18 protein-coding genes and 1 tRNA gene are annotated in these 17,536 nt (G+C 72.1%); 8 read left to right on the plus strand and 11 right to left on the minus strand.

Going from position 1 to position 17,536, the window contains the following annotated elements; translation table 11 throughout:
- Positions 1 to 40: 40 nt before the first annotated feature.
- The 4 genes from ACIHAD_RS29640 to ACIHAD_RS29655 all read right to left on the minus strand — a co-directional run bounded on the left by ACIHAD_RS29640 (position 41) and on the right by ACIHAD_RS29655 (position 923).
- On the minus strand, positions 41 to 163 hold the full coding sequence (locus ACIHAD_RS29640; RefSeq protein WP_397357911.1) for a hypothetical protein: 123 nt from the start codon (positions 161 to 163) through the stop codon (positions 41 to 43).
- 90 nt (positions 164 to 253) lie between these two features.
- Entirely contained in the window at positions 254 to 433 is a 180-nt protein-coding gene (locus ACIHAD_RS29645; protein ID WP_397357912.1) for a hypothetical protein, read from the minus strand.
- A gap of 146 nt (positions 434 to 579) precedes the next feature.
- Positions 580 to 652, minus strand: a tRNA-Thr gene (locus ACIHAD_RS29650).
- Positions 653 to 692: 40 nt separating this feature from the next.
- Positions 693 to 923: a transposase gene (locus ACIHAD_RS29655; protein ID WP_397357913.1), complete on the minus strand. Its 231-nt coding sequence runs from the start codon at positions 921 to 923 to the stop codon at positions 693 to 695.
- Between the two features lie 144 nt (positions 924 to 1,067).
- On the opposite strand from ACIHAD_RS29655, the gene ACIHAD_RS29660 reads away from it, so the two are divergent.
- Entirely contained in the window at positions 1,068 to 1,703 is a 636-nt protein-coding gene (locus tag ACIHAD_RS29660) for a hemerythrin domain-containing protein (RefSeq protein WP_397357914.1), read from the plus strand.
- A gap of 14 nt (positions 1,704 to 1,717) precedes the next feature.
- Here the strand turns inward: ACIHAD_RS29660 and ACIHAD_RS29665 are convergent, their stop codons facing one another.
- Genes ACIHAD_RS29665 through ACIHAD_RS29675 form a run of 3 tightly spaced genes read right to left on the minus strand, consistent with a single transcriptional unit; the run spans position 1,718 to position 6,536 of the window.
- Positions 1,718 to 4,927 carry a BTAD domain-containing putative transcriptional regulator gene (locus tag ACIHAD_RS29665; protein WP_397357915.1) on the minus strand — a complete coding sequence of 1,070 codons (3,210 nt, stop codon included), beginning with the start codon at positions 4,925 to 4,927 and terminating at the stop codon, positions 1,718 to 1,720.
- An 11-nt stretch (positions 4,928 to 4,938) separates the two neighbouring features.
- Entirely contained in the window at positions 4,939 to 5,472 is a 534-nt protein-coding gene (locus ACIHAD_RS29670; protein ID WP_397357916.1) for a C40 family peptidase, read from the minus strand.
- A 53-nt stretch (positions 5,473 to 5,525) separates the two neighbouring features.
- Complete coding sequence (locus tag ACIHAD_RS29675; protein ID WP_397357917.1) at positions 5,526 to 6,536, minus strand: lysozyme; 1,011 nt, start codon at positions 6,534 to 6,536, stop codon at positions 5,526 to 5,528.
- Between the two features lie 252 nt (positions 6,537 to 6,788).
- On the opposite strand from ACIHAD_RS29675, the gene ACIHAD_RS29680 reads away from it, so the two are divergent.
- The 3 genes from ACIHAD_RS29680 to ACIHAD_RS29690 are packed head-to-tail and all read left to right on the plus strand — an operon-like array spanning position 6,789 to position 8,970.
- Positions 6,789 to 7,730 carry an ATP-binding cassette domain-containing protein gene (locus ACIHAD_RS29680; protein ID WP_397357918.1) on the plus strand — a complete coding sequence of 314 codons (942 nt, stop codon included), beginning with the start codon at positions 6,789 to 6,791 and terminating at the stop codon, positions 7,728 to 7,730.
- A complete protein-coding gene (locus tag ACIHAD_RS29685) occupies positions 7,711 to 8,454 on the plus strand; it encodes an ABC transporter permease (protein ID WP_397357919.1) in 744 nt (247 codons plus the stop codon). Before ACIHAD_RS29680 ends, ACIHAD_RS29685 begins: the two co-directional genes overlap by 20 nt.
- Before the next feature lie 9 nt (positions 8,455 to 8,463).
- A complete protein-coding gene (locus ACIHAD_RS29690; RefSeq protein WP_397357920.1) occupies positions 8,464 to 8,970 on the plus strand; it encodes an NUDIX hydrolase in 507 nt (168 codons plus the stop codon).
- Here the strand turns inward: ACIHAD_RS29690 and ACIHAD_RS29695 are convergent.
- The 3 genes from ACIHAD_RS29695 to ACIHAD_RS29705 all read right to left on the minus strand — a co-directional run bounded on the left by ACIHAD_RS29695 (position 8,967) and on the right by ACIHAD_RS29705 (position 11,026).
- Complete coding sequence (locus ACIHAD_RS29695; protein ID WP_397357922.1) at positions 8,967 to 9,632, minus strand: flavin reductase family protein; 666 nt, start codon at positions 9,630 to 9,632, stop codon at positions 8,967 to 8,969. The two genes, ACIHAD_RS29690 and ACIHAD_RS29695, sit on opposite strands and share 4 nt — an antisense overlap.
- Before the next feature lie 68 nt (positions 9,633 to 9,700).
- Positions 9,701 to 10,078: a DUF2255 family protein gene (locus ACIHAD_RS29700; protein ID WP_358289818.1), complete on the minus strand. Its 378-nt coding sequence runs from the start codon at positions 10,076 to 10,078 to the stop codon at positions 9,701 to 9,703.
- Positions 10,079 to 10,150: 72 nt separating this feature from the next.
- Positions 10,151 to 11,026 carry a LuxR C-terminal-related transcriptional regulator gene (locus ACIHAD_RS29705; RefSeq protein ID WP_397357924.1) on the minus strand — a complete coding sequence of 292 codons (876 nt, stop codon included), beginning with the start codon at positions 11,024 to 11,026 and terminating at the stop codon, positions 10,151 to 10,153.
- Between the two features lie 86 nt (positions 11,027 to 11,112).
- Between ACIHAD_RS29705 and ACIHAD_RS29710 the strand changes: the two genes are divergently transcribed.
- Together ACIHAD_RS29710 and ACIHAD_RS29715 are read left to right on the plus strand one after the other, a co-directional pair.
- Positions 11,113 to 12,729, plus strand: a complete 1,617-nt coding sequence (locus ACIHAD_RS29710) for an AMP-binding protein (RefSeq protein ID WP_397357925.1) — start codon at positions 11,113 to 11,115, stop codon at positions 12,727 to 12,729.
- A 178-nt stretch (positions 12,730 to 12,907) separates the two neighbouring features.
- Entirely contained in the window at positions 12,908 to 15,400 is a 2,493-nt protein-coding gene (locus ACIHAD_RS29715) for a bifunctional copper resistance protein CopD/cytochrome c oxidase assembly protein (RefSeq protein ID WP_397357926.1), read from the plus strand.
- Here the strand turns inward: ACIHAD_RS29715 and ACIHAD_RS29720 are convergent.
- Complete coding sequence (locus ACIHAD_RS29720; RefSeq protein WP_397357927.1) at positions 15,397 to 16,365, minus strand: helix-turn-helix transcriptional regulator; 969 nt, start codon at positions 16,363 to 16,365, stop codon at positions 15,397 to 15,399. The two genes, ACIHAD_RS29715 and ACIHAD_RS29720, sit on opposite strands and share 4 nt — an antisense overlap.
- Before the next feature lie 59 nt (positions 16,366 to 16,424).
- On the opposite strand from ACIHAD_RS29720, the gene ACIHAD_RS29725 reads away from it, so the two are divergent.
- Entirely contained in the window at positions 16,425 to 17,000 is a 576-nt protein-coding gene (locus ACIHAD_RS29725) for a DinB family protein (protein WP_397357928.1), read from the plus strand.
- 29 nt (positions 17,001 to 17,029) lie between these two features.
- A complete protein-coding gene (locus tag ACIHAD_RS29730) occupies positions 17,030 to 17,533 on the plus strand; it encodes a hypothetical protein (RefSeq protein WP_397357929.1) in 504 nt (167 codons plus the stop codon).
- Positions 17,534 to 17,536 lie beyond the last annotated feature (3 nt).

Below are 17,536 nucleotides of genomic sequence, written 5' to 3' on the forward strand. Positions count from 1 at the left end.
GGCGGGCACGGCAGGGCTTGCGCCAACGCCATGTCCCTGATCACTCGAAATCGACGCTGAAGACGATGAACACGCACAGGAGTGCCGCCAGGCCAAGGACAGCGAAAATCGCCAGCATGATGGCGGTAACCGCCAATCTGCCCTTCCATGGCTTCAATGTCACCTCCACATGATCCCGTGGGACGAGTTCGCCTTGATGATCACATCATGCGCGGCGCCGTCGACGGCCGCCGGAAGAGCAGGACGTGAGGACCTACAGGTCCTTGCACCACATCCATTTGCCGTCGATCTGGCATTTGTACCAGCCGTCGTTCGCCGGGTTCCACGCGTAGGCGGGACTGCTCGCCATGCTGATCGTCAGCACGGTCGAGACGGACAGAAGGGTCAGAGCCAGCGCCCGGCGTACGCCCCGGGCCGCGAACATGTTTCTCATGACCGTCATGGAACACGCCCGCGCTTGGCGCCTTCTTGGCGCCGGCTGAAGGTCCGGAACAGGCGTCAGCGCGCTTCGGCCTGGACAACGAAAAACGCCCGGCCCCAAGTCATCTTGGTCCGGGCGTCACACCTGCTCTTTACAAGAGCCCCCAAACGGAATCGAACCGTTGACCTTCTCCTTACCATGGAGACGCTCTGCCGACTGAGCTATAGGGGCCTGTCCGCTCGCTGCGGACAGGTGTAACCATACACGGCACTCAGCCATGATGCGAACTCGTACGGACCTCCATCGCGTCGGCGGATCGGCGGCGCGCGGCAAGATCGACCACCTCGCACAGATCGGCCAGGTCGACGTGCCCGGCCACCTCCTCGACCGAACGACAGTCGGCGACCAGCCACCCGTTCCTGAGCACCCGCAGCACCTGCCGGCCCGCCCGCACCACCGGCACGACCTCGACACCGTCGAGGCCGACCCATCGCCTGTCCATAGCGGCACACCCTAGCCGCCGGGTCTCTCAATTTCCGTCCGGCCACACGCGTTACCGCCATGCCAAGTCGGCACAAGTCAGCACCAAGAACTGTCTAAGAGCCATTGCGGACGCTGGTGCCCACACGACAAGAGGAGCACCTAAATGGCACCCAACATGCTCGGCTTCCGCATCACGCACCGGGCCATGCGCGGGGACACCCGCCGGCTGGCGGCGGTGATGAGCGCGATCGCCGCCGGCGAGCAGCGGGCCGGTCAGGAACGGCTGCGGGCGATCGCGACGTTCACCGCGAAGCTCTGCGCGGGCATCCACCACCATCACCAGGCCGAGGACAACGTGCTCTGGCCGGTCATCGTGCGCTCGGCGGGCGCCGAGGTGGACCTGAGCGACCTGACCGACGACCACGCGGCGCTCGACCCGCTGCTGGAGGAGATCACGACGGCGTCGGCGCAGCTCGGCGCCGACGGGCAGGCGGCCCGGCGCATGGCCAAGTCCCTGACCGCGCTGGCCGACCTCCTGGACGAGCACATCGAGGAGGAGGAGCGGCTGATCTTCCCGGTCGTCGCCAAGTACGTCTCGGAGGCCGACTGGGAGAAGGTCGAGACGGAGGTCCGGAAGGGCGGGGACGCCCGCTTCGACCTGCCCAGGATCGCCCAGTACGCCCAACCGGAGGAGCTGGCCGAGCTGCGGCGCCTGGCCGGGCCGGTGCTCGTGGTGCTGCTCGCGCTCATGCGGCGCGGTCACCAGCGTCGCCAGGCCCTCATCTTCGGCACACCGTGAGCCCTCCGGGACGGTCAGCGGGCCGACCGGCGGCGGCGGGCCGCCTCCGCCCAGTGGGGTGAGCCGACGCGCTCGGCCACCTTCAGTGCCTGCGCGTAGTGGTCGTCGGCGGGCAGCCCGAGCAGCTCGGCCAGGTCCCCGAGCACCAGCGCGACCGGCCCGAGCGTGATCGACCCGCTGCTCATCCCGGCCAGCTCGCCCGCCCACGGCAGCAGGACGCGGTAGGACCGTGCGGCCACCTCGCGGTCCTCCAGGGCGACGGCGGTCTGACCGCGCATCGCCTGCCACATCAGCCAGTAGTAGTTGCGCGGCAGCCACGCCTCGGGCCGCCACACCCGCCGGGCCGCGTCGAGCTCGCCCGCGGCCGCCAGCGCCCCGGCGTAGATCTCGTGCATGGTGTCGCTGTTCACGCGTTCCCGGATGGCGGCCAGCTCGTCGAGGGAGTCGCGGACGTTCCCGCGGGCCATCCGGACGGCGAACCTGCTCAGAGCGCCCATGGCCCGCGCGTTGACGCCGCCGCGCTCGGCCATCTGCTCGGTGAGCCCGGTGTAGACGGCCTCCGCCTCGTCGAACTCGCCCTCGACCAGCTTCCGCAGCGCGCCGAACAGCGCCAGGATCGCCAGCGACATGCCGAGCTGGCCGCTGGTGGACACCGCCACGCCGCTGTCGGCGTGCCGCCTGGCCGCCTCCAGGTCGGTGCGTCCGAGGGCGGCCATGAGCAGCGCGCAGTGGCCCAGCGTGAGGTAGCCGACGAGCCGGTGGGTGCGGCCCAGCTCCAGCAGCTCGGCGCCGACGGCCTCCAGCTCGTCCCGCCGTTCGGGGCTGAGCAGCGCGAAGTAGCGGGCGTTGAGCGCCAGGCAGAGCAGGTCGGGACGGCCCAGGTGGCGGGCCAGGGCCACGGCCTCGGCGCCGGCGGCGTCCACGCGGTCGTCGTCGTGCCCCTCCAGCTCGAACACGAGCGCGGCCAGCAGCCGGCAGCGCGTCTCGTCGTCGGGCCCGGCGGCCAGCTCGCGCTCGACGGCCTCCATGAACTCCCTGTTGTAGAGGGAGTCCACCTGGATCGTCCAGACCACGGGGGCTTCGTACGAGGTCAGCGCGCGGGCGAGCGCGCCGCGGGCGGCGGCGAGCTCGATGGCCTGCGCCCTGGCGGCCAGCGCGCCCAGCACGTCGCCCGCGTGTCCCAGCGCCGAAACCAGTCCGCACAGCAGGTCGAGCCGGGTGCCGTCGTCGGTGGCGAACTCCAGCGCGGCGCGCCACAGCGCCGCCGCCTCGCGGTGCGCGTGCAGGCCCGACGCCTGTACGGCCGCCGCCCTGGCGTACCGCACCGCGCTCGGCGCGGCCGCCTCCAGCGCGTGGTGCGCCAGGGCCGCCACGTCGTTCGGCCGCAGCCGCTCCAGCACCGACACCACGCGCCCGTGCAGCCTGGTACGCCGGATCCGCGCGGTGTCCTCGTACAGGGCCTGCCTGACCAGGACGTGCGTGAACCTGACGCGGCCGGGTCCCGGCTCGGCCAGCAGGCCCGTCATGACGCCCGCCTCCAGGCCGTCGAAGACGGTGTCCTCGTCGCCGTCGTGCAGCGCGATCAGCACGTCCACGTCCGCGTCCCTGCCGACGACGGCGGCGTTGCGCAGCACGGTCTGGGCGGTCGCGGGCAGGCGGGTGATGCGGCGGCGGATGAGGTCGCGCACGCCGGGCGGCAGCGCCTCGGCGGCCTGCGGCCCCTCCGAGGCCAGGAGGCGGGCGATCTCGCAGACGAACAGCGGGTTGCCGAGCGTGCGCTCCAGGACCGTGCGGACGGTGGCGGCGTCGAGGCCGGTGCGCTGGGAGTGGCGTTCGAGCAGCGTGGCGACGGCTGCCTCGTCGAGCCCGGCGAGCTCCACGTGCCTGCTGCCGGTGGCGAGCGCGGCCAGGGTGGCGGTCAGGTCCTCGGTGGTCTCGGCCGGGCGGTAGGTGGCGACGACGAGGATCCGCGCGGCGGGGTCCAGGTGCCGCAGCAGGTGCAGGGTCTCGCCGTCGGCCCGGTGGACGTCTTCGAGCACCACGAGCAGGGGCGCGCAGCCCGCCAGGTAACCGGCCACGGCCCTGGCGAGCTGGAACTGGTTCTGGATGGCGACGCCGTCGTTCAGCAGGGGCGCCAGGCGGGCCGCGTCGGCGGCGGAGGGCGGCCGTACGGCGGCGAGCTGCCGGACGATCTCGCTCCACGCCCAGGCGGGCGGCGCGTCGCCGTCGATCTCCGGGCAGCGTCCGAACGCGACCCGCCACCCGCGCTCGGTCAGCTCGGCCGCGAACGCCTCGGCCAGCGCGCTCTTGCCCGCGCCCGGCTCGCCACCCAGCCAGACGGTGCTCCGGACGGGCCGCGCGGCCTCCTCCCGCAGCGCGGCCAGCTCGCGGACCCGGCCCACGATCGCAGGCTCCGGCGTGACCACGGGCCGTTCCTGGACGCGTTCGACGACCTCGGGCGCGTGCAGGGAGTCGGATTGGCGGAGGATGTCCTGTTCGAGCGCGCGCAGGGCCGGGCCGGGATCGACGCCCAGCTCCTCGGCCAGGCTCTCGCGGGCCTGGCGCAGCACGGCCAGCGCCTCGGCCTGGCTGCCCGAGCGGTAGTGGGCCAGAGCCAGCAGGCGGACGGCGTTCTCGCGCAGCGGGTGGGCGTCGGCGTGGACGCGCAGCTCGGGCACGGCCTCGGCGTGGCGGCCCATCAGCAGCGCGGCCTCGGCCCGGTACTCGACGGCGATGAGCCTGAGCTCGGCCAGCCTGGCCGCCTCGGGCGCGGCCCACTCCTCGGCGTACTCGGCGTAGGCGGGGCCCGTCCACAGGCCGAGCGCCTGGTCGAGCAGGTCGTGCGCGACGGCTCCCGCGCCCCGCTTCAGGGAGGCCCCGGCCGCGTCGATGAGGCCGGGCAGCCGCCAGGCGTCCACGGCCTCGTCGGGCAGGCAGAGCCGGTAGCCGGGCGGGGCGCTGACGATCACGCCGGCGGGGGCGCGCGGCGGCCGGTCGGGTTCGAGGACGCGGCGCAGGTTCGAGACGTAGACCTGGAGCGCGGCCAGGGCCTTGGGCGGGGGTTGCCCCTGCCACAGGTCCTCGATGAACCGGTCGGTGGAGACGACCTGGCCGTCGGCGGCGACCAGGCGGGCGAGCACGGCGCGCTGCCTGGCCGAACCGAGGTCGAGCCGGCGGCCGTCCAGGGTGGCGTGGAGCGGTCCAAGGAGGTGTAACTGGAGCATGGCACCCTTTTTCAGTACCGGTAGAAGCCCGCGAAGTCCGACCTTCGCCCGATATCGTCAATACGCACCGGAGCCCCCGTCTCAGGTGCGTTCATCATCTTCCCACGGCCCAGATAGATGCCCACATGATGCGTCTTGATCTTATTTTTCGTGATTTTTCCGAAGAAGACTAAGTCGCCGGGCAGCGCCCGCTCCACCGGCCGCATCCTGCGTACGTGGTCGTCGGTGTTTCCGGGGCCGAGCACGTCCGTGCCGTGGGCCAGGGCGTACACCCATCGGGCCAGGCCGGAGCAGTCGAGGCCGCGGGTCCGGGCGGCCGGACAGGGCTTGATCCGGCCGCTGTAGCCCTGGCAGGTGCCCTTCGTGGGGCCGGGCCGCGCGCCATGGCCGCCGCCCCACGAGTACGTGATGTCGTACCGCTCGATCTCGTACGCGATGCGGACGATCCTGGACGGCACGAACGTCGACAACGGCATGGACGCCGTACCGGCCAGCAGGACGACGAGCAGGGCGGCCACCGCCATGCCCAACCGCCGCCGCGCCACCCGTTTCTCCCTCAGGCCGAGATCCCGGGATTTATCCTACCTAGCGCGATTTATTAGCTTTTGAGGTCAAGCGTGACCGTTCCTACCTTGACGACCACTCCGACCTGGCCCGTCGGCTTCGGCTTGGTGGTGAAGGTGAAGGCGGCCTTCTGACCGCGGTCCAGCTTCTCGATCACGCAGCGCACCGCCGTACCGCTGAACTTGCAGCCGGGGGCCTTGACCACCTTCTGCCCGCCGTACGCGCGCCCGGAGATCACGATGTCCTCGACGGGGTGCGGGCCGGTGTTCGCGACGGTGACCCGGTAGAGCTTCCTGCCCTTGACCAGGCCGGAGACCGACACCCGGGCGGGCGGGTTGGCCAGCGACCTGAGCTGGGACTCCGTGCCGTTGAAGGAGTTCTGGCCGCCGGCCAGCGAGCCCTTCTCCGCCGACTGCCAGAACGTGTGCCTCTTCCAGCCCTTCGGCAGCTCGCCGGGGTCGCTCCCCCAGCGGGCCAGCCAGAGCGGGCCGGCCTTGAACGCCGCGGAGTTGCCCGTGCAGGTCTGCCACCAGCTCGTGGTGGTGTAGATGATCGCGTCGCGGCCGGTCCGCTGCCGGTACTTCTTGGTGAAGTCCTTGATCCAGGTGACCATGTCCTCGGCGGACAGGTCGTAACAGTTGTTCTTGCCGTTCTTGTCCTTGTACGGGTTGTCCTCGATATCGAGCACACCGGGCAGCGTTTGACCGTCGCTGGTCCAGTTCCCGCCGTTCTGCAGGAAATACTCGGCCTGCGCTGTCCCATCGGATTCATGCGGTTGCGCAAAGTGATAAGCGCCGCGCAGAAGACCGGCGGTCGCGGCTCCGCCGAACTGTGCGTCGAATCGTGGATTGCGGTAGTTCGTACCCTCGGTGGCCTGCACGAACGCGAACTTGCCGCCACCGGAGGCCACGCTCTCCCAGTCCACGTCGCCCGTCCAGTTGCTGACGTCGACACCGGGAACACCGTCGGCCGCCTCCGCGACCCCTGTCATGCCGACCGCGGCAATTACCGCAATTAACCACAGACTTTTCACGCCGGAGATCATTGCGGAGCCACCACATACACCGCAAGCACGGAAATATCACGTCTCTCCGCGAAAAAGCGTGAAACCCCATGTCGCGGCCCGGAAATCAGCCTCCCGAACCCACCTCCGGCGACGGCGTTTCCGCAGGTCAGCGCCTTATATGAACGTCACATTCGCGTTTGCCAAATCGCTACCGCCCGGCTCAGACTGAACCGATCCCCGAAAGGACCCCTGACCAGGGGCTTCTTCGCCATGCCCAGGAGGCGACCACTCATGATCCACACCCGGGGCCTCACCCGAGTGTTCACGATGAAGAAGGAGACCGTCGAAGCCGTACGCGGCATCGACCTCGACGTCGAACCCGGCCGGCTCGTCGCCTTCCTAGGCCCCAACGGCGCCGGCAAGTCCACCACCCTGCGCCTGCTCACGACCCTGCTCCCGCCCACCTCCGGCACCGCCGTCGTCGCCGGCCACGACGTGACCCGCGACCCGGCCGCTGTGCGCTCCCGCATCGGCTACGTCGGCCAGAAGAACAGCGCGGGCGAGAACTTCCGCGTCCGGGACGAGCTCGTCACCCAGGGCCGCTGCTACGGCCTGAACGTCCCCGAGGCCGTCGCGCGGGCCGGCGAGCTGATGCGCCTGCTCGACCTCGAAGACCTGGCCAACCGCACGCCGGGCACGCTCTCCGGCGGCCAGCGCCGCCGCCTGGACATCGCGCTCGGCCTCATCCACCGCCCCGACCTGCTCTTCCTCGACGAGCCCTCGACCGGCCTCGACCCGAAGAGCCGCGCCGACATCTGGCGGCACATCCTGCGCCTGCGCGAGGCGTACGGGACCACGCTCTTCCTCACCACCCACTACCTGGAGGAGGCCGACGACATGGCCGAACGGGTGGTGATCATCGACAACGGCACCATCATCGCCGACGGCACGGCAGAACAGCTCAAGAACGACCTGGCGGGCGACACCGTCACGGTCACCACGGACACCGTTCAGGACGCCGCCAGGGCCGCCGAGCTGACCGGCGGCCTCGCCGACGGCCTCACCATGCGCCTGCGGGTGGCGAACGCGCCCGCCGCGCTCCCCGGATGCCTGCGCGCGCTGGACGCCGCCGGGATCAAGGTGACCGCCGCCGAGACCGCCCGCCCCACCCTTGACGACGTGTTCCTCACTCTCACCGGGAGAAGCCTCACCGATGACGACCTTCCTGCGTGACACCGCCACCGTCTTCGCCCGCGAGTTCCGGCCGGCCCTGCGCGCGCCGGTCGCGCTGCTGTTCGAGATGGGCCAGCCGCTGCTGTTCCTGTTCCTGTTCGGCGCGCTGCTGGACGGCGCGGTGGGCTCGTCGTGGCAGTGGTTCGTGCCGGGCATCCTGGTCATGATGTGCCTGACCGGGCCGATGTCGGCCGGTTACACGCTGCTGGTGGAGCTGATCGGCGGCTCGCTGGAACGCATGCTGGTCACGCCGCTGAACCGGACGGCGATGCTGGTGGGCCGGGCGATGAAGGCGATGGTCGTCCTGCTGGCCCAGGCCGTGCTGATCATCGTGCTGGCCGTCCCGCTGGGGTTCGAGCTGTATCCGGCGGGCGTGCTGGCGGGGCTGGCGCAGCTCACCGTCTTCGGGGTGGGGCTGGGGGCGTTCTCGTTCGTCCTGGCCATCCGGTCGGCGCCGAGCGGGACGCTGTTCTACATCGTCAGCCAGTCGATCCTGTTCCCCCTGCTGCTGCTGTCGGGCGTGCTGCTCCCCCTGGACACCGCGCCGGGGTGGCTGCGGGCCGTCGGCACGGCGAACCCGGTCACGTACATCGTTGAGGCGCAGCGCGCGCTGTTCTCCGGCGACCTCGCGAACCCCTCCGTCCTGTACGGCACCGCGTCGGCCTGCGCGGTCGCCGCGATCGGGCTGTACCTGGGCAACCGGGCCATGCGGAAGGGCGTGTGAAATGGGGGCATGACACAAGTGGTGGCCTCCTGCGCCGTGCCGTGGATCCCCGTCGAGCACCGCCTCGACGTGATCCTCTCCTCCGCCCTCCCGCCCGCCGACGGCACGACCTCGGCCTTCGCGTTCGTCTCCGACAGCACCGGCAGGACGCTGCTGACGTGCGTCGACCGGGTGGGACGCGGCTGGGACGTGCCGGGCGGCCACCTGGAGGCCGGAGAGAGCGCCACCGAGGCCGCGGCCCGTGAGCTCCGGGAGGAGACCGGCCTTCTCCTGGAGCCGTCGGCCCTGTCGGTGTTCGCCTGGCAGCGCGTCGAGCTTCTGGCCCCGGCTCCCGCCGGCTACCGCTACGCGGCGCTGACGTACATGGTGATGTTCCGGGCCCGGCTGGCCACGCCCGGCGCCGCGACCGCGCCGCCGGCGGGGTCGGAGAGCACGGGCGCGGAGTGGCTGCCCCGGGCGCGGATCATGGAGCTGTGCGCCGGCCGCACCTGGCTGCCGCTGCTGGAGAGCCTCTAGAGGGTACGGGCCCGTTCGAGGTCGGCGCTGCGGTAGTGCCGCTCCGGGATGCTGGCCAGCGTGGACGGGTGCACCTGCGGGCCCAGTCCGTAGAGCTTCTGGAAGCTCATGATGAGCGGGCGCCAGGCGTCGGGGTCGATGTGGTCGTCGGTCCCCTTCAGTCGGATGTCCTCGTGCACCCAGACGCGCTGCACCCGAACCTCGAACGCGAGCACCCCGCCGTCGCCGATCGGATGCCTCTCCTCCACCACGACCTCCATGGCGACCGGGCACTCGGCCACCCTGGGCGCGGCCACCGTCTCCGACGGGACGGCGGTCAGCCCGGCCCGCCGGAACTTGTCCGGCACGAACCGGTAGCCGCGCTGGTACTTGCGCTCGGGCACCGGGTCGCTCCCGGTGGTCAGCGCCAGCCGGTCCACCTGCGGGGCGAGGGCGTCGGACGGCAGGTTGAGCACGCCTTCGCCGGTCCGCGACAGGTTCTGGGACGTCTTCGACCTGGCCCCGAGCCCCAGCATGCCGCGCCACCCGAGCCAGAAGGCCGACGACATGGGGGCGAGGTTGGGGGTGCCGTCCTCGTTCAGGGTGGAGATCAGGACGACGGGAGTGCCGAAGTAGAGGATGTTGGGTTCAATGCGGACGTGCTGATCCACGACAGTGTTCATGCGTTCCACTGTCGCCGCCGGTGGCGGCCGGGCGCTGGCGGCCTTCGGACTTCTCGTTGCCGGGTGGGTCAGGAGCGCGGCACGAGCCTGATCGTGGCGGCGCGGGCCTGCCCGCTGACCACCGAGTCCACGATGCTCTCCGGGTAGTGGCGGTACTTGGCCCGGTACGCGGCGTCGATCCGGTCGTTGAGCTCCTGGTCGGCGTCGGCGAACGTGACGCCCTTGTCGACGCCCCCGGCCTGGATCCGGCCCCTGCCCCGCTCCTGGGCGCCGCGGAACCAGGTGCCGTCGCGCCCGTTCACGGCCCGGACGTACAGGTCGTCACCCAGGCGGACGACCCAGATCGTCACCGGGCGGCGCAGCTCGCCGTCGCCGCGCAGGGACGCGATCTGCAGTTCCTCGGCGGCGGCGATCCGGTCGAGTTCGTCGTTCGTCCAAGCAGTCATGGTGGGGGACTACCCGGAACCGGTCGATGGCGCTGTCGGTCATCGTCCGTTGTTGGTAAACCCGCCGGGGTGTCAGGGGAGGTAGCCGGCGCGCCTGGCCGAGACCACGCTCTCCATCCGGGTGTGGGTGCCGAGCTTGCGCATCGCGCTGCGCAGGTAGCTCTTGACCGTCTCCGGCTTCAGGTCGAGCCGCAGGCCGACCTCGGCGTTGCCGCAGCCGACCGCGACCAGGGAGAGCACGTCGAGCTCCCGGGGCGACAGCGGGTTGGCCGGGACGGGCCCGACGTTCGGCGAGCTCAGCCGGTCGCAGACGCCCTGCAGCCGCTCGCGCAGCACCGGGTCGGCGACCTCCTGGGCGATCGAGCGCAGCTCGGCGTGCGCCTCGCGCAGTTGCTCCCATTCGGGGCCGGCGGGCCGTTCGCGGGCGGCGCCGGTGATGGCGGCCGTCTCCAGCGCCACGACCCGCCGCTCCACCTCGGCGCGTACGGCCAGCTCGACGCCGAGCCGGGCGGCGATCTGGTTCATGCCGTCGAGGACGCGGGTGCCGAGCGGAAGCGGCTCACGGACACCGCCGTAGAGCAGGCCGTAGACCGTCTCCCCCACCACGACGGGGACGGCCGCGATCGCGCGCAGGCCCTCCACCGCCACCGGTTTGTCGTATTCGTGGCTGATCCGGGAGTCGGTGACGTAGTCCTCGACGCTGCCCGGCCGGGCGGTGACCAGCACCCGGCCGCCCAGGCCGTTGCCGGTGTGGATGGCCAGCCCGCGCAGCACGTCCGTACGGACGCCCGTCAGCTCGGTGAGCCGCACGGCGCCGCCCGGGACCGCGGCCGCGCCGCCGAACAGGACGGGCAGCCCGACCACGTGCCGCATCCGGGTGAGGGCGGCCCGCAGGAGCACGGCGGCCTGCGGGGCCAGGGCACTCGACGGACGATGTGTCACCGCCATGTCACCAGCATGGCACGCGGCCGGCCACCCGCGGCTACCCCTGAACGGGGGTAGCGTGCCTCACCGCCCTGGCGGATGCTTCCGGCATGGGTGACTCACTGCTCTCCTACGCGTCCGGCGTCTCCACGCTCCCCCTGCTGGGCGAGACGATCGGGGAGAACCTGGAACGCGCCGCGGCCCGGTACGCCGACCGCGAGGCGCTGGTCGAGATGGCGAGCGGGCGGCGCTGGACGTACGCGGAGTTCGACGCCGCGGTGGACGAGGTGGCACTCGGCCTGCTGGCCAGGGGCCTCGCCAAGGGCGACCGGGTCGGCATCTGGGCCCCCAACTGCGCCGAATGGGTGCTGACGCAGTACGCCACCGCCAAGATCGGCGCGATCCTGGTCAACATCAACCCGGCCTACCGCGCCCACGAGCTGGACTACGTCGTCCGCCAGTCGGGCATGCGGCTGCTGGTCAGCGCCGTCGAGCACAAGACGAGCGACTACCGCGCGATGCTCGCCGAGATCGGCTTCACCCAGGTGGTGTTCATCGGCGAACCCGGCTGGGACGAACTGGTCGAGACCGGCCGCCGCGCCGACCCCGCCGAGCTGCGCGCACGGGCGGCCACGCTGTCCTTCGACGACCCGATCAACATCCAGTACACCTCGGGCACGACCGGCTTCCCCAAGGGCGCGACGCTGTCGCACCACAACATCCTCAACAACGGCTACTTCGTCGGCGAGGGCGTCGGCTACACCGAGGCCGACCGCGTCTGCCTGCCGGTGCCGCTCTACCACTGCTTCGGCATGGTCATGGGCAACCTGGGCGCGACCTCGCACGGCGCGTGCGTGGTGCTGCCCGCGCCCGGCTTCGACGCCGAGGCCACGCTGCGGGCCGTGGAGGCCGAGCGGTGCACGTCCCTGTACGGCGTGCCGACCATGTTCATCGCCGAGCTGGGCCATCCGCGTTTCGCCGAGTTCGACCTGTCGTCGCTGCGCACCGGCATCATGGCGGGCTCGCCGTGCCCGGTCGAGGTGATGAAGCGGGTGATCGGGGAGATGCACATGAGCGAAGTCGCGATCTGTTACGGCATGACCGAGACCTCGCCCGTCTCCACGATGACCCGCCGCGACGACGGGCTGGTACGGCGTACCGAGACGGTCGGCCAGGTGATGCCGCACCTGGAGGTGAAGATCGTGCACCCGGAGACCGGGCTCGCGGTGCCCCGGGGCGAGCCGGGCGAGCTGTGCACCCGCGGCTACTCGGTGATGCTCGGCTACTGGAACGAGCCGGACAAGACGGCCGAGTCGATCGACGAGGCCCGCTGGATGCACACCGGCGACCTGGCCACCATGGACGCCGAGGGCTACGTCAACATCGTGGGCCGGATCAAGGACATGGTCATCCGCGGCGGCGAGAACGTCTATCCGCGCGAGGTCGAGGAGTACCTGTACACACATCCCGACATCGCCGACGTCCAGGTGATCGGCGTGCCGGACGAGAAGTACGGCGAGGAGCTGATGGCCTGGATCGTCATGCGCGCGGACACCGAGCCGCTGACCGCCGAGGCGGTCAGGCGCTTCTGCTCCGGCCGCCTGGCCCACTACAAGGTCCCCCGGTACGTCCACCTGGTCAACGGGTTCCCGATGACGGTCACGGGCAAGATCCGCAAGGTCGAGATGCGCGAACAGGCGGTCACGCTCCTGCGCCTGCACGACTGATCCGCGCCCCGGGCGGCTGAACCGGGGCCGGTCGGGCTGCGTACCTTCGCCTATGCGCCTGAAGCAGACGATCGCCGCGCCTGGTCCGGGCAGGGACCCTGTGGGAGCATGTGGGGACCGCGCCCGCCCCGGGCGGCGCGGCCGGGTTCCTGGCCTCGGGCGACGTGGCGGGTCGGCTATGAGAGCTTCCGCACGGACGTACGCCGTGTTCGCGGTCGGCGTGGGCGTCCTGGTGCTGGTCGCGGTGCTGCGCTTCGGCGGCGGCGCCGGCACGGTGGAGGTCTTCGGGCTGCCCACCGCCGGGCCGGTCACCGACTGGGGGCTGCCGCTGGCCCGCCTCGCCCTCGACCTGTGCGCGGTGGCCTGCGTGGGGACGTTGCTGGCGGCGTCCGTGCTGGCCCCGGGCGGCTCGCCGGAGTCGGCGCGGTGCCTGCGCGCGGCGGGCTGGTGGGCGCTGGGGTGGGCGGTCGCCGCCCTGGCCGGTTACGTGTTCACGCTGTCAAGCTTCATCCCGATGCCGGTGGCGAGCCTGCTCGCCGAGCCCGGCATGCTCGACTTCGGCACGTCCCTCCCGCAGACCCAGGCGCTCCTGGTGGTGCTGGTCACCACGTTCGCCGTGGCGGTGGCCACGCTCGTCCGCCGGCTGCCCGCCTGGGTGCCGCTCGCCGTGGCGGCGTTCGGGCTGCTGCCGCCCGCCTACGTGGGCCATGCCGCCTCGGCGGCCGACCATGACATCGCCGTGTCCGCGCTGATGGCCCACCTGCTGGGCGTGTCGGTGTGGGTGGGCGGCCTGGGCGCGGTGCTGCTGCACTTCCGGCGCTCGGCGGACCTGCGGGTCGTCCTGCCCCGGTTCAGCACGATCGCGCTGTGCTGCTTCGCCGCGGTCGCCCTCTCCGGCCTGGTCAGCGCCTGGGTACGCCTCGACACCCTCTCCGACCTGTGGCTGAGCCGGTACGGCCTGCTCCTGCTGGCCAAGGTCGCGGCCCTGGCGGTGCTGGCCTGGTTCGGCCGGCGGCATCGTCTCCGTACGGTCGAGGGCGTGGCCGATCGCAGGGTGCGCCGCACGTTCGTCCGGCTGGCCGCGGGCGAGGTGACCGTGATGGTGGCGGCGACCGGGCTGGCCGTCGGCCTCTCGCGAACCCCGCCGCCGCCCGGCGCGGGTGGCGGGCACGACCATCCCGTCCTGGAATACGCCCTCGCGCCCTTCTCGCCCGGCGCGCTGCTCAGCGAGGTGCGGCTCGACCCGCTCGTCCTGCTGCTGCTGGCGCTGCCCGCCGCCGGCTATCTGACCGGCCTGCGCCGGGTGCCCGGCTGGCCGGTCCTCCGCACGCTCTCCTGGCACGCCGGGCTGGCCCTGGCCGCGGTCGCGCTGGTCGGCGGGGTGGGCGGCTACGCGCGGGCGATGTCGTCGGCCCAGGCCGTGCAGCACGTCGTCCTCGCCGTCGTCGCGCCGCTCCTGCTGTGCGCGGGCGCGCCGCTCACCCTGGCCGCGCGGGCCACCGGCCCCGGCTCCCAGTACGGGCCGCTCGGCGAGCGCGCCTTGGGGCGGCGTCTCACCCGTCCCGCGTTCCTGACGGCCGCCGTCCCGCTGCTGCTCCTGCTGCTGTACGGGACGGCGTGGCTGCCCTGGTCGCTCGCCGGGTACGCGCCCCACCTGGTCACCATGGCCGTCTCCGCCGGTGTCGGCCTGCTGGTCGCCTGGGCGGTGCTCGACCTCGACCCGCTGCCCAGGCCGTTCCCGTGGGCCGCGCGGGTCCGGCTGCTGGCGGTGGCCGGCGTCGCGTACCTGGGGCTGGGGACGTACCTGCTGGTGGGACCGGCGGTCGCGGCGGACTGGTTCTCCCTGGCGGCCCCGCCCGGGGTGCCCGACCCCCTGGCCGACCAGCGCGTGGCCGGGGCGGTGTTCCTGCTGGTGCCGCTGGCCGCCTTCGCGTTCCCGGCCGTGCGGCTGGCCCTGCGGCGGCAGGCCGCTCGCGCGTGGAACCCCCGGGGCGTCCTACACTCGTCCCCTATGGGCGATCTCCCGGTCTACGACGTTGTCCTGCTGCCGCCGCACGACGTCAACGCCCAGGCCGTACGCCTGAGCCGGCGCTGCGCGGAGGCCACCGCGACCGAGTTCGTCCTGCGAGAGGACGACCTCTACCCGCACATCTCGCTCTACATGGCCAACTTCACCCCCGACCGCCTCAAAGAGGCCGTGGCGCTGCTGCACGACCTCAGCCGGCGCACCTCGGCGATGTCCCTGGAAGGCGAGTCCTTCGCCGCCAACGACCACGGCATGGTCGAGCTGTTCTTCCGGAAGACGGACGCGATCACCCGGCTCCAGCAGGACGTCGTCACCGCGCTCAACCCGTTGCGCACGGGCCTGCGCCGCCGCGACCCGGTCGGCCGCGTCCTGGCCGACCACCGGCTCACCGCGCCGCCCACGGCCCGCGCCAACCTCGACCTCTACGGCTACGACGAGATCGGCGACCTGTTCCGCCCGCACATCACCCTCACCCGGCTCCAGCAGCCGGACCACTCGCTCGACCTGGGCCTCCTTGCCGAGCCGTCGGCCTTCACCGCCACCTACCCGGCCCTGGCGCTGTGCGTGATGGGCGAGCACGGCACCTGCACCGAGATCGTCGAGACCTTCACCCTCGACACCGCCCCCGTCACCCCGACCGCTTAGCCGCCCCCCGCCGACAGCAGCCTGCGCGCCAGCTCCCGGCAGCGTTCCCCCAGCTCCGGCGGGTCGAGCGCCTCGAAGTCGTGGCCCAGCAGGAGCACGTGCAGCAGCACGAAGTCGAGGCTGTCACCGCCGCTGACCACCTCGCACCGGTCGCTGCCCCGCTCCCGTACGACCGCCGCCGACGCCGGGATCTGGGCGCGTACCGTGGCGGCCGGGGCGTGCACGAGGAAGCGCGCCTGGTGCCGGTAGACCCGGCTGGCCACGCCCTCCTGCACGTACGCCGCCGCGTCCGGCGCCGGGCGCGGCCGGAACCGCCAGGTACGCGCGGACACCCCCGCCATCCGGTCCACCCGGAAGCTGCGCCAGTCGTCCCGGTCGAGGTCGTAGGCGAGCAGGTACCAGCGCCGGTCGGAGGCCACCAGCCGGTACGGCTCGACCCGCCGCCGCCCCACCCGCCCTCCTGACGGGTAGTCGAAACCGGCCTCGACCTCGTCCCGGCACGCCCTGGCCAGCGTCATGAGCACCTCCGGATCGACCGGCGTACGCCCCCCGCCGAACGACTCCACCGCCCCCGACAGCGCGCCCACCTCGTGCCGGAGCCGGGCGGACAGCACCGTGTCGAGCTTGGCCAGCGCCCGGATCGCCGCGTCACCGGCGCCCGCGACCGCGCCGTCCGCCCCGGCGAGCAGCGAGACGGCGGTGGCGATCGCCTCCTCGTCGTCGAGCAGCAGCGGCGGCAGGTCCTGGCCGGCCCCGAGCCGGTAGCCGCCGCCGATGCCCTGGCCGGCGTGCACCTGGTAGCCGAGCGCGCGCAGCCGCTCCACGTCACGGCGTACCGTGCGCGGCGTGACGCCGAGCCGTTCGGCCAGCTCGGGGCCGGTCCACACCTGGCGCTGCTGCAACAGGCCGAGCAGGGTCAGCACCCGCTCGGTCGTGCCCCGCTCCTCCAAGCCCGCCTGGTCCATGCCGCCACCTTGCCAGAAAGCGGACCGATCCTGTCCGCCAGAGGTGTCACCGTGGGCTCATGGACGCACACCCGCTCGACTGGAACCGCACGCTGCGCGAGCAGTGGGAGTTCCACTGGAACCACCAGCTCAGGGCCCGGCTCGACGGCCTGACCGACGAGGAGTACTTCTGGTCACCGGTGCCGGACGCCTGGAGCGTACGGCCGCGCGGCGCCTCGGCCGCGCCCGTACAGGCCGGGGCGGGGGACTTCACGATCGACTTCGCCTTCCCCCAGCCGGTGCCAGCCGCCTTCACCACGATCGCCTGGCGGCTCGGCCACGTCATCGTCGGCGTCCTGGCCGTCCGCAACGCCGCGCACTTCGGGGCGCCGCCGGCCTCGTACGAGACCTGGGAGTACGCCGGCAGCGCGGCCACAGCGCTCGACCAGCTCGACACGCAGGTCGAGCGGTGGCTGACGGGCGTGCGCGCCCTCGGCGAGGACGGGCTCCGCGTGCCCGTCGGCGACAAGGAGCCCTACCCGGAGGCCCCCATGGCCGACCTGGTCCTGCACATCCACCGCGAGCTCATCCACCACCTGTCCGAGGTCTGCCTCCTGCGCGACCTCCACCTGCACACGAACCGTCCCCTTCCCTGACCGGAGGCGTCGTTCTTTACCCTCTCCGCATGAGCACCGACATCTACGGCTTCATCGAGGCCCGTCACCCACCCGCCCACGAGAACCGGTACGAAGGCGACCCGTGTACGGCCGTCTCCATCCCCCTCCACCCGCTCTACGACGACCAGGATTACGAGTCGTTCGCCTGCCTCTTCGGCGTCCGCGACCGGCTCGGCTGGGTGCCGGTCGCGGCGGGTCGCGGCCTGCCGGACGACGTGTCGGAACCGGTCCGCGCCGACTACGAGGACGCCGCGCGCCTGGATGCCGCCGTGCACGGGTGCACGTGGATCTCCTGGGCGGAGCTCCGTGACGTGGACATGACGGTACGTCCAGCCGCCCGGGGCATGCTTCGGCTCCGACCGAGACAGAGCTCCTCGATCCACCTCTACCGCATCGACGACCGGTGGCCCGAAGAGCTCGTGCGGCGCTACCCGATGCCGCCCCTGGACGCCGCGCCGTCGCGCTGTTCTGCGGGGTGCACGACTCACCGAACACCGCCCTCCCGCCCCTGAGAG

This window comes from Nonomuraea sp. NPDC052265, from assembly GCF_044547985.1.
Taxonomy (GTDB): domain Bacteria; phylum Actinomycetota; class Actinomycetes; order Streptosporangiales; family Streptosporangiaceae; genus Nonomuraea.

Excerpts from the sequence above, each read along its gene's own strand:
- ACIHAD_RS29645 (WP_397357912.1), bottom strand. The coding sequence starts at position 433 with ATGAGAAACATGTTCGCGGCCCGGGGCGTACGCCGGGCGCTGGCTCTG.
- ACIHAD_RS29655 (WP_397357913.1), bottom strand. The coding sequence starts at position 923 with ATGGACAGGCGATGGGTCGGCCTCGACGGTGTCGAGGTCGTGCCGGTG.
- ACIHAD_RS29660 (WP_397357914.1), top strand. The coding sequence starts at position 1,068 with ATGGCACCCAACATGCTCGGCTTCCGCATCACGCACCGGGCCATGCGC.
- ACIHAD_RS29665 (WP_397357915.1), bottom strand. The coding sequence starts at position 4,927 with ATGCTCCAGTTACACCTCCTTGGACCGCTCCACGCCACCCTGGACGGC.
- ACIHAD_RS29675 (WP_397357917.1), bottom strand. The coding sequence starts at position 6,536 with ATGATCTCCGGCGTGAAAAGTCTGTGGTTAATTGCGGTAATTGCCGCG.
- ACIHAD_RS29680 (WP_397357918.1), top strand. The coding sequence starts at position 6,789 with ATGATCCACACCCGGGGCCTCACCCGAGTGTTCACGATGAAGAAGGAG.
- ACIHAD_RS29685 (WP_397357919.1), top strand. The coding sequence starts at position 7,711 with ATGACGACCTTCCTGCGTGACACCGCCACCGTCTTCGCCCGCGAGTTC.
- ACIHAD_RS29690 (WP_397357920.1), top strand. The coding sequence starts at position 8,464 with ATGACACAAGTGGTGGCCTCCTGCGCCGTGCCGTGGATCCCCGTCGAG.
- ACIHAD_RS29695 (WP_397357922.1), bottom strand. The coding sequence starts at position 9,632 with ATGAACACTGTCGTGGATCAGCACGTCCGCATTGAACCCAACATCCTC.
- ACIHAD_RS29700 (WP_358289818.1), bottom strand. The coding sequence starts at position 10,078 with ATGACTGCTTGGACGAACGACGAACTCGACCGGATCGCCGCCGCCGAG.
- ACIHAD_RS29705 (WP_397357924.1), bottom strand. The coding sequence starts at position 11,026 with ATGGCGGTGACACATCGTCCGTCGAGTGCCCTGGCCCCGCAGGCCGCC.
- ACIHAD_RS29710 (WP_397357925.1), top strand. The coding sequence starts at position 11,113 with ATGGGTGACTCACTGCTCTCCTACGCGTCCGGCGTCTCCACGCTCCCC.
- ACIHAD_RS29715 (WP_397357926.1), top strand. The coding sequence starts at position 12,908 with ATGAGAGCTTCCGCACGGACGTACGCCGTGTTCGCGGTCGGCGTGGGC.
- ACIHAD_RS29720 (WP_397357927.1), bottom strand. The coding sequence starts at position 16,365 with ATGGACCAGGCGGGCTTGGAGGAGCGGGGCACGACCGAGCGGGTGCTG.
- ACIHAD_RS29725 (WP_397357928.1), top strand. The coding sequence starts at position 16,425 with ATGGACGCACACCCGCTCGACTGGAACCGCACGCTGCGCGAGCAGTGG.
- ACIHAD_RS29730 (WP_397357929.1), top strand. The coding sequence starts at position 17,030 with ATGAGCACCGACATCTACGGCTTCATCGAGGCCCGTCACCCACCCGCC.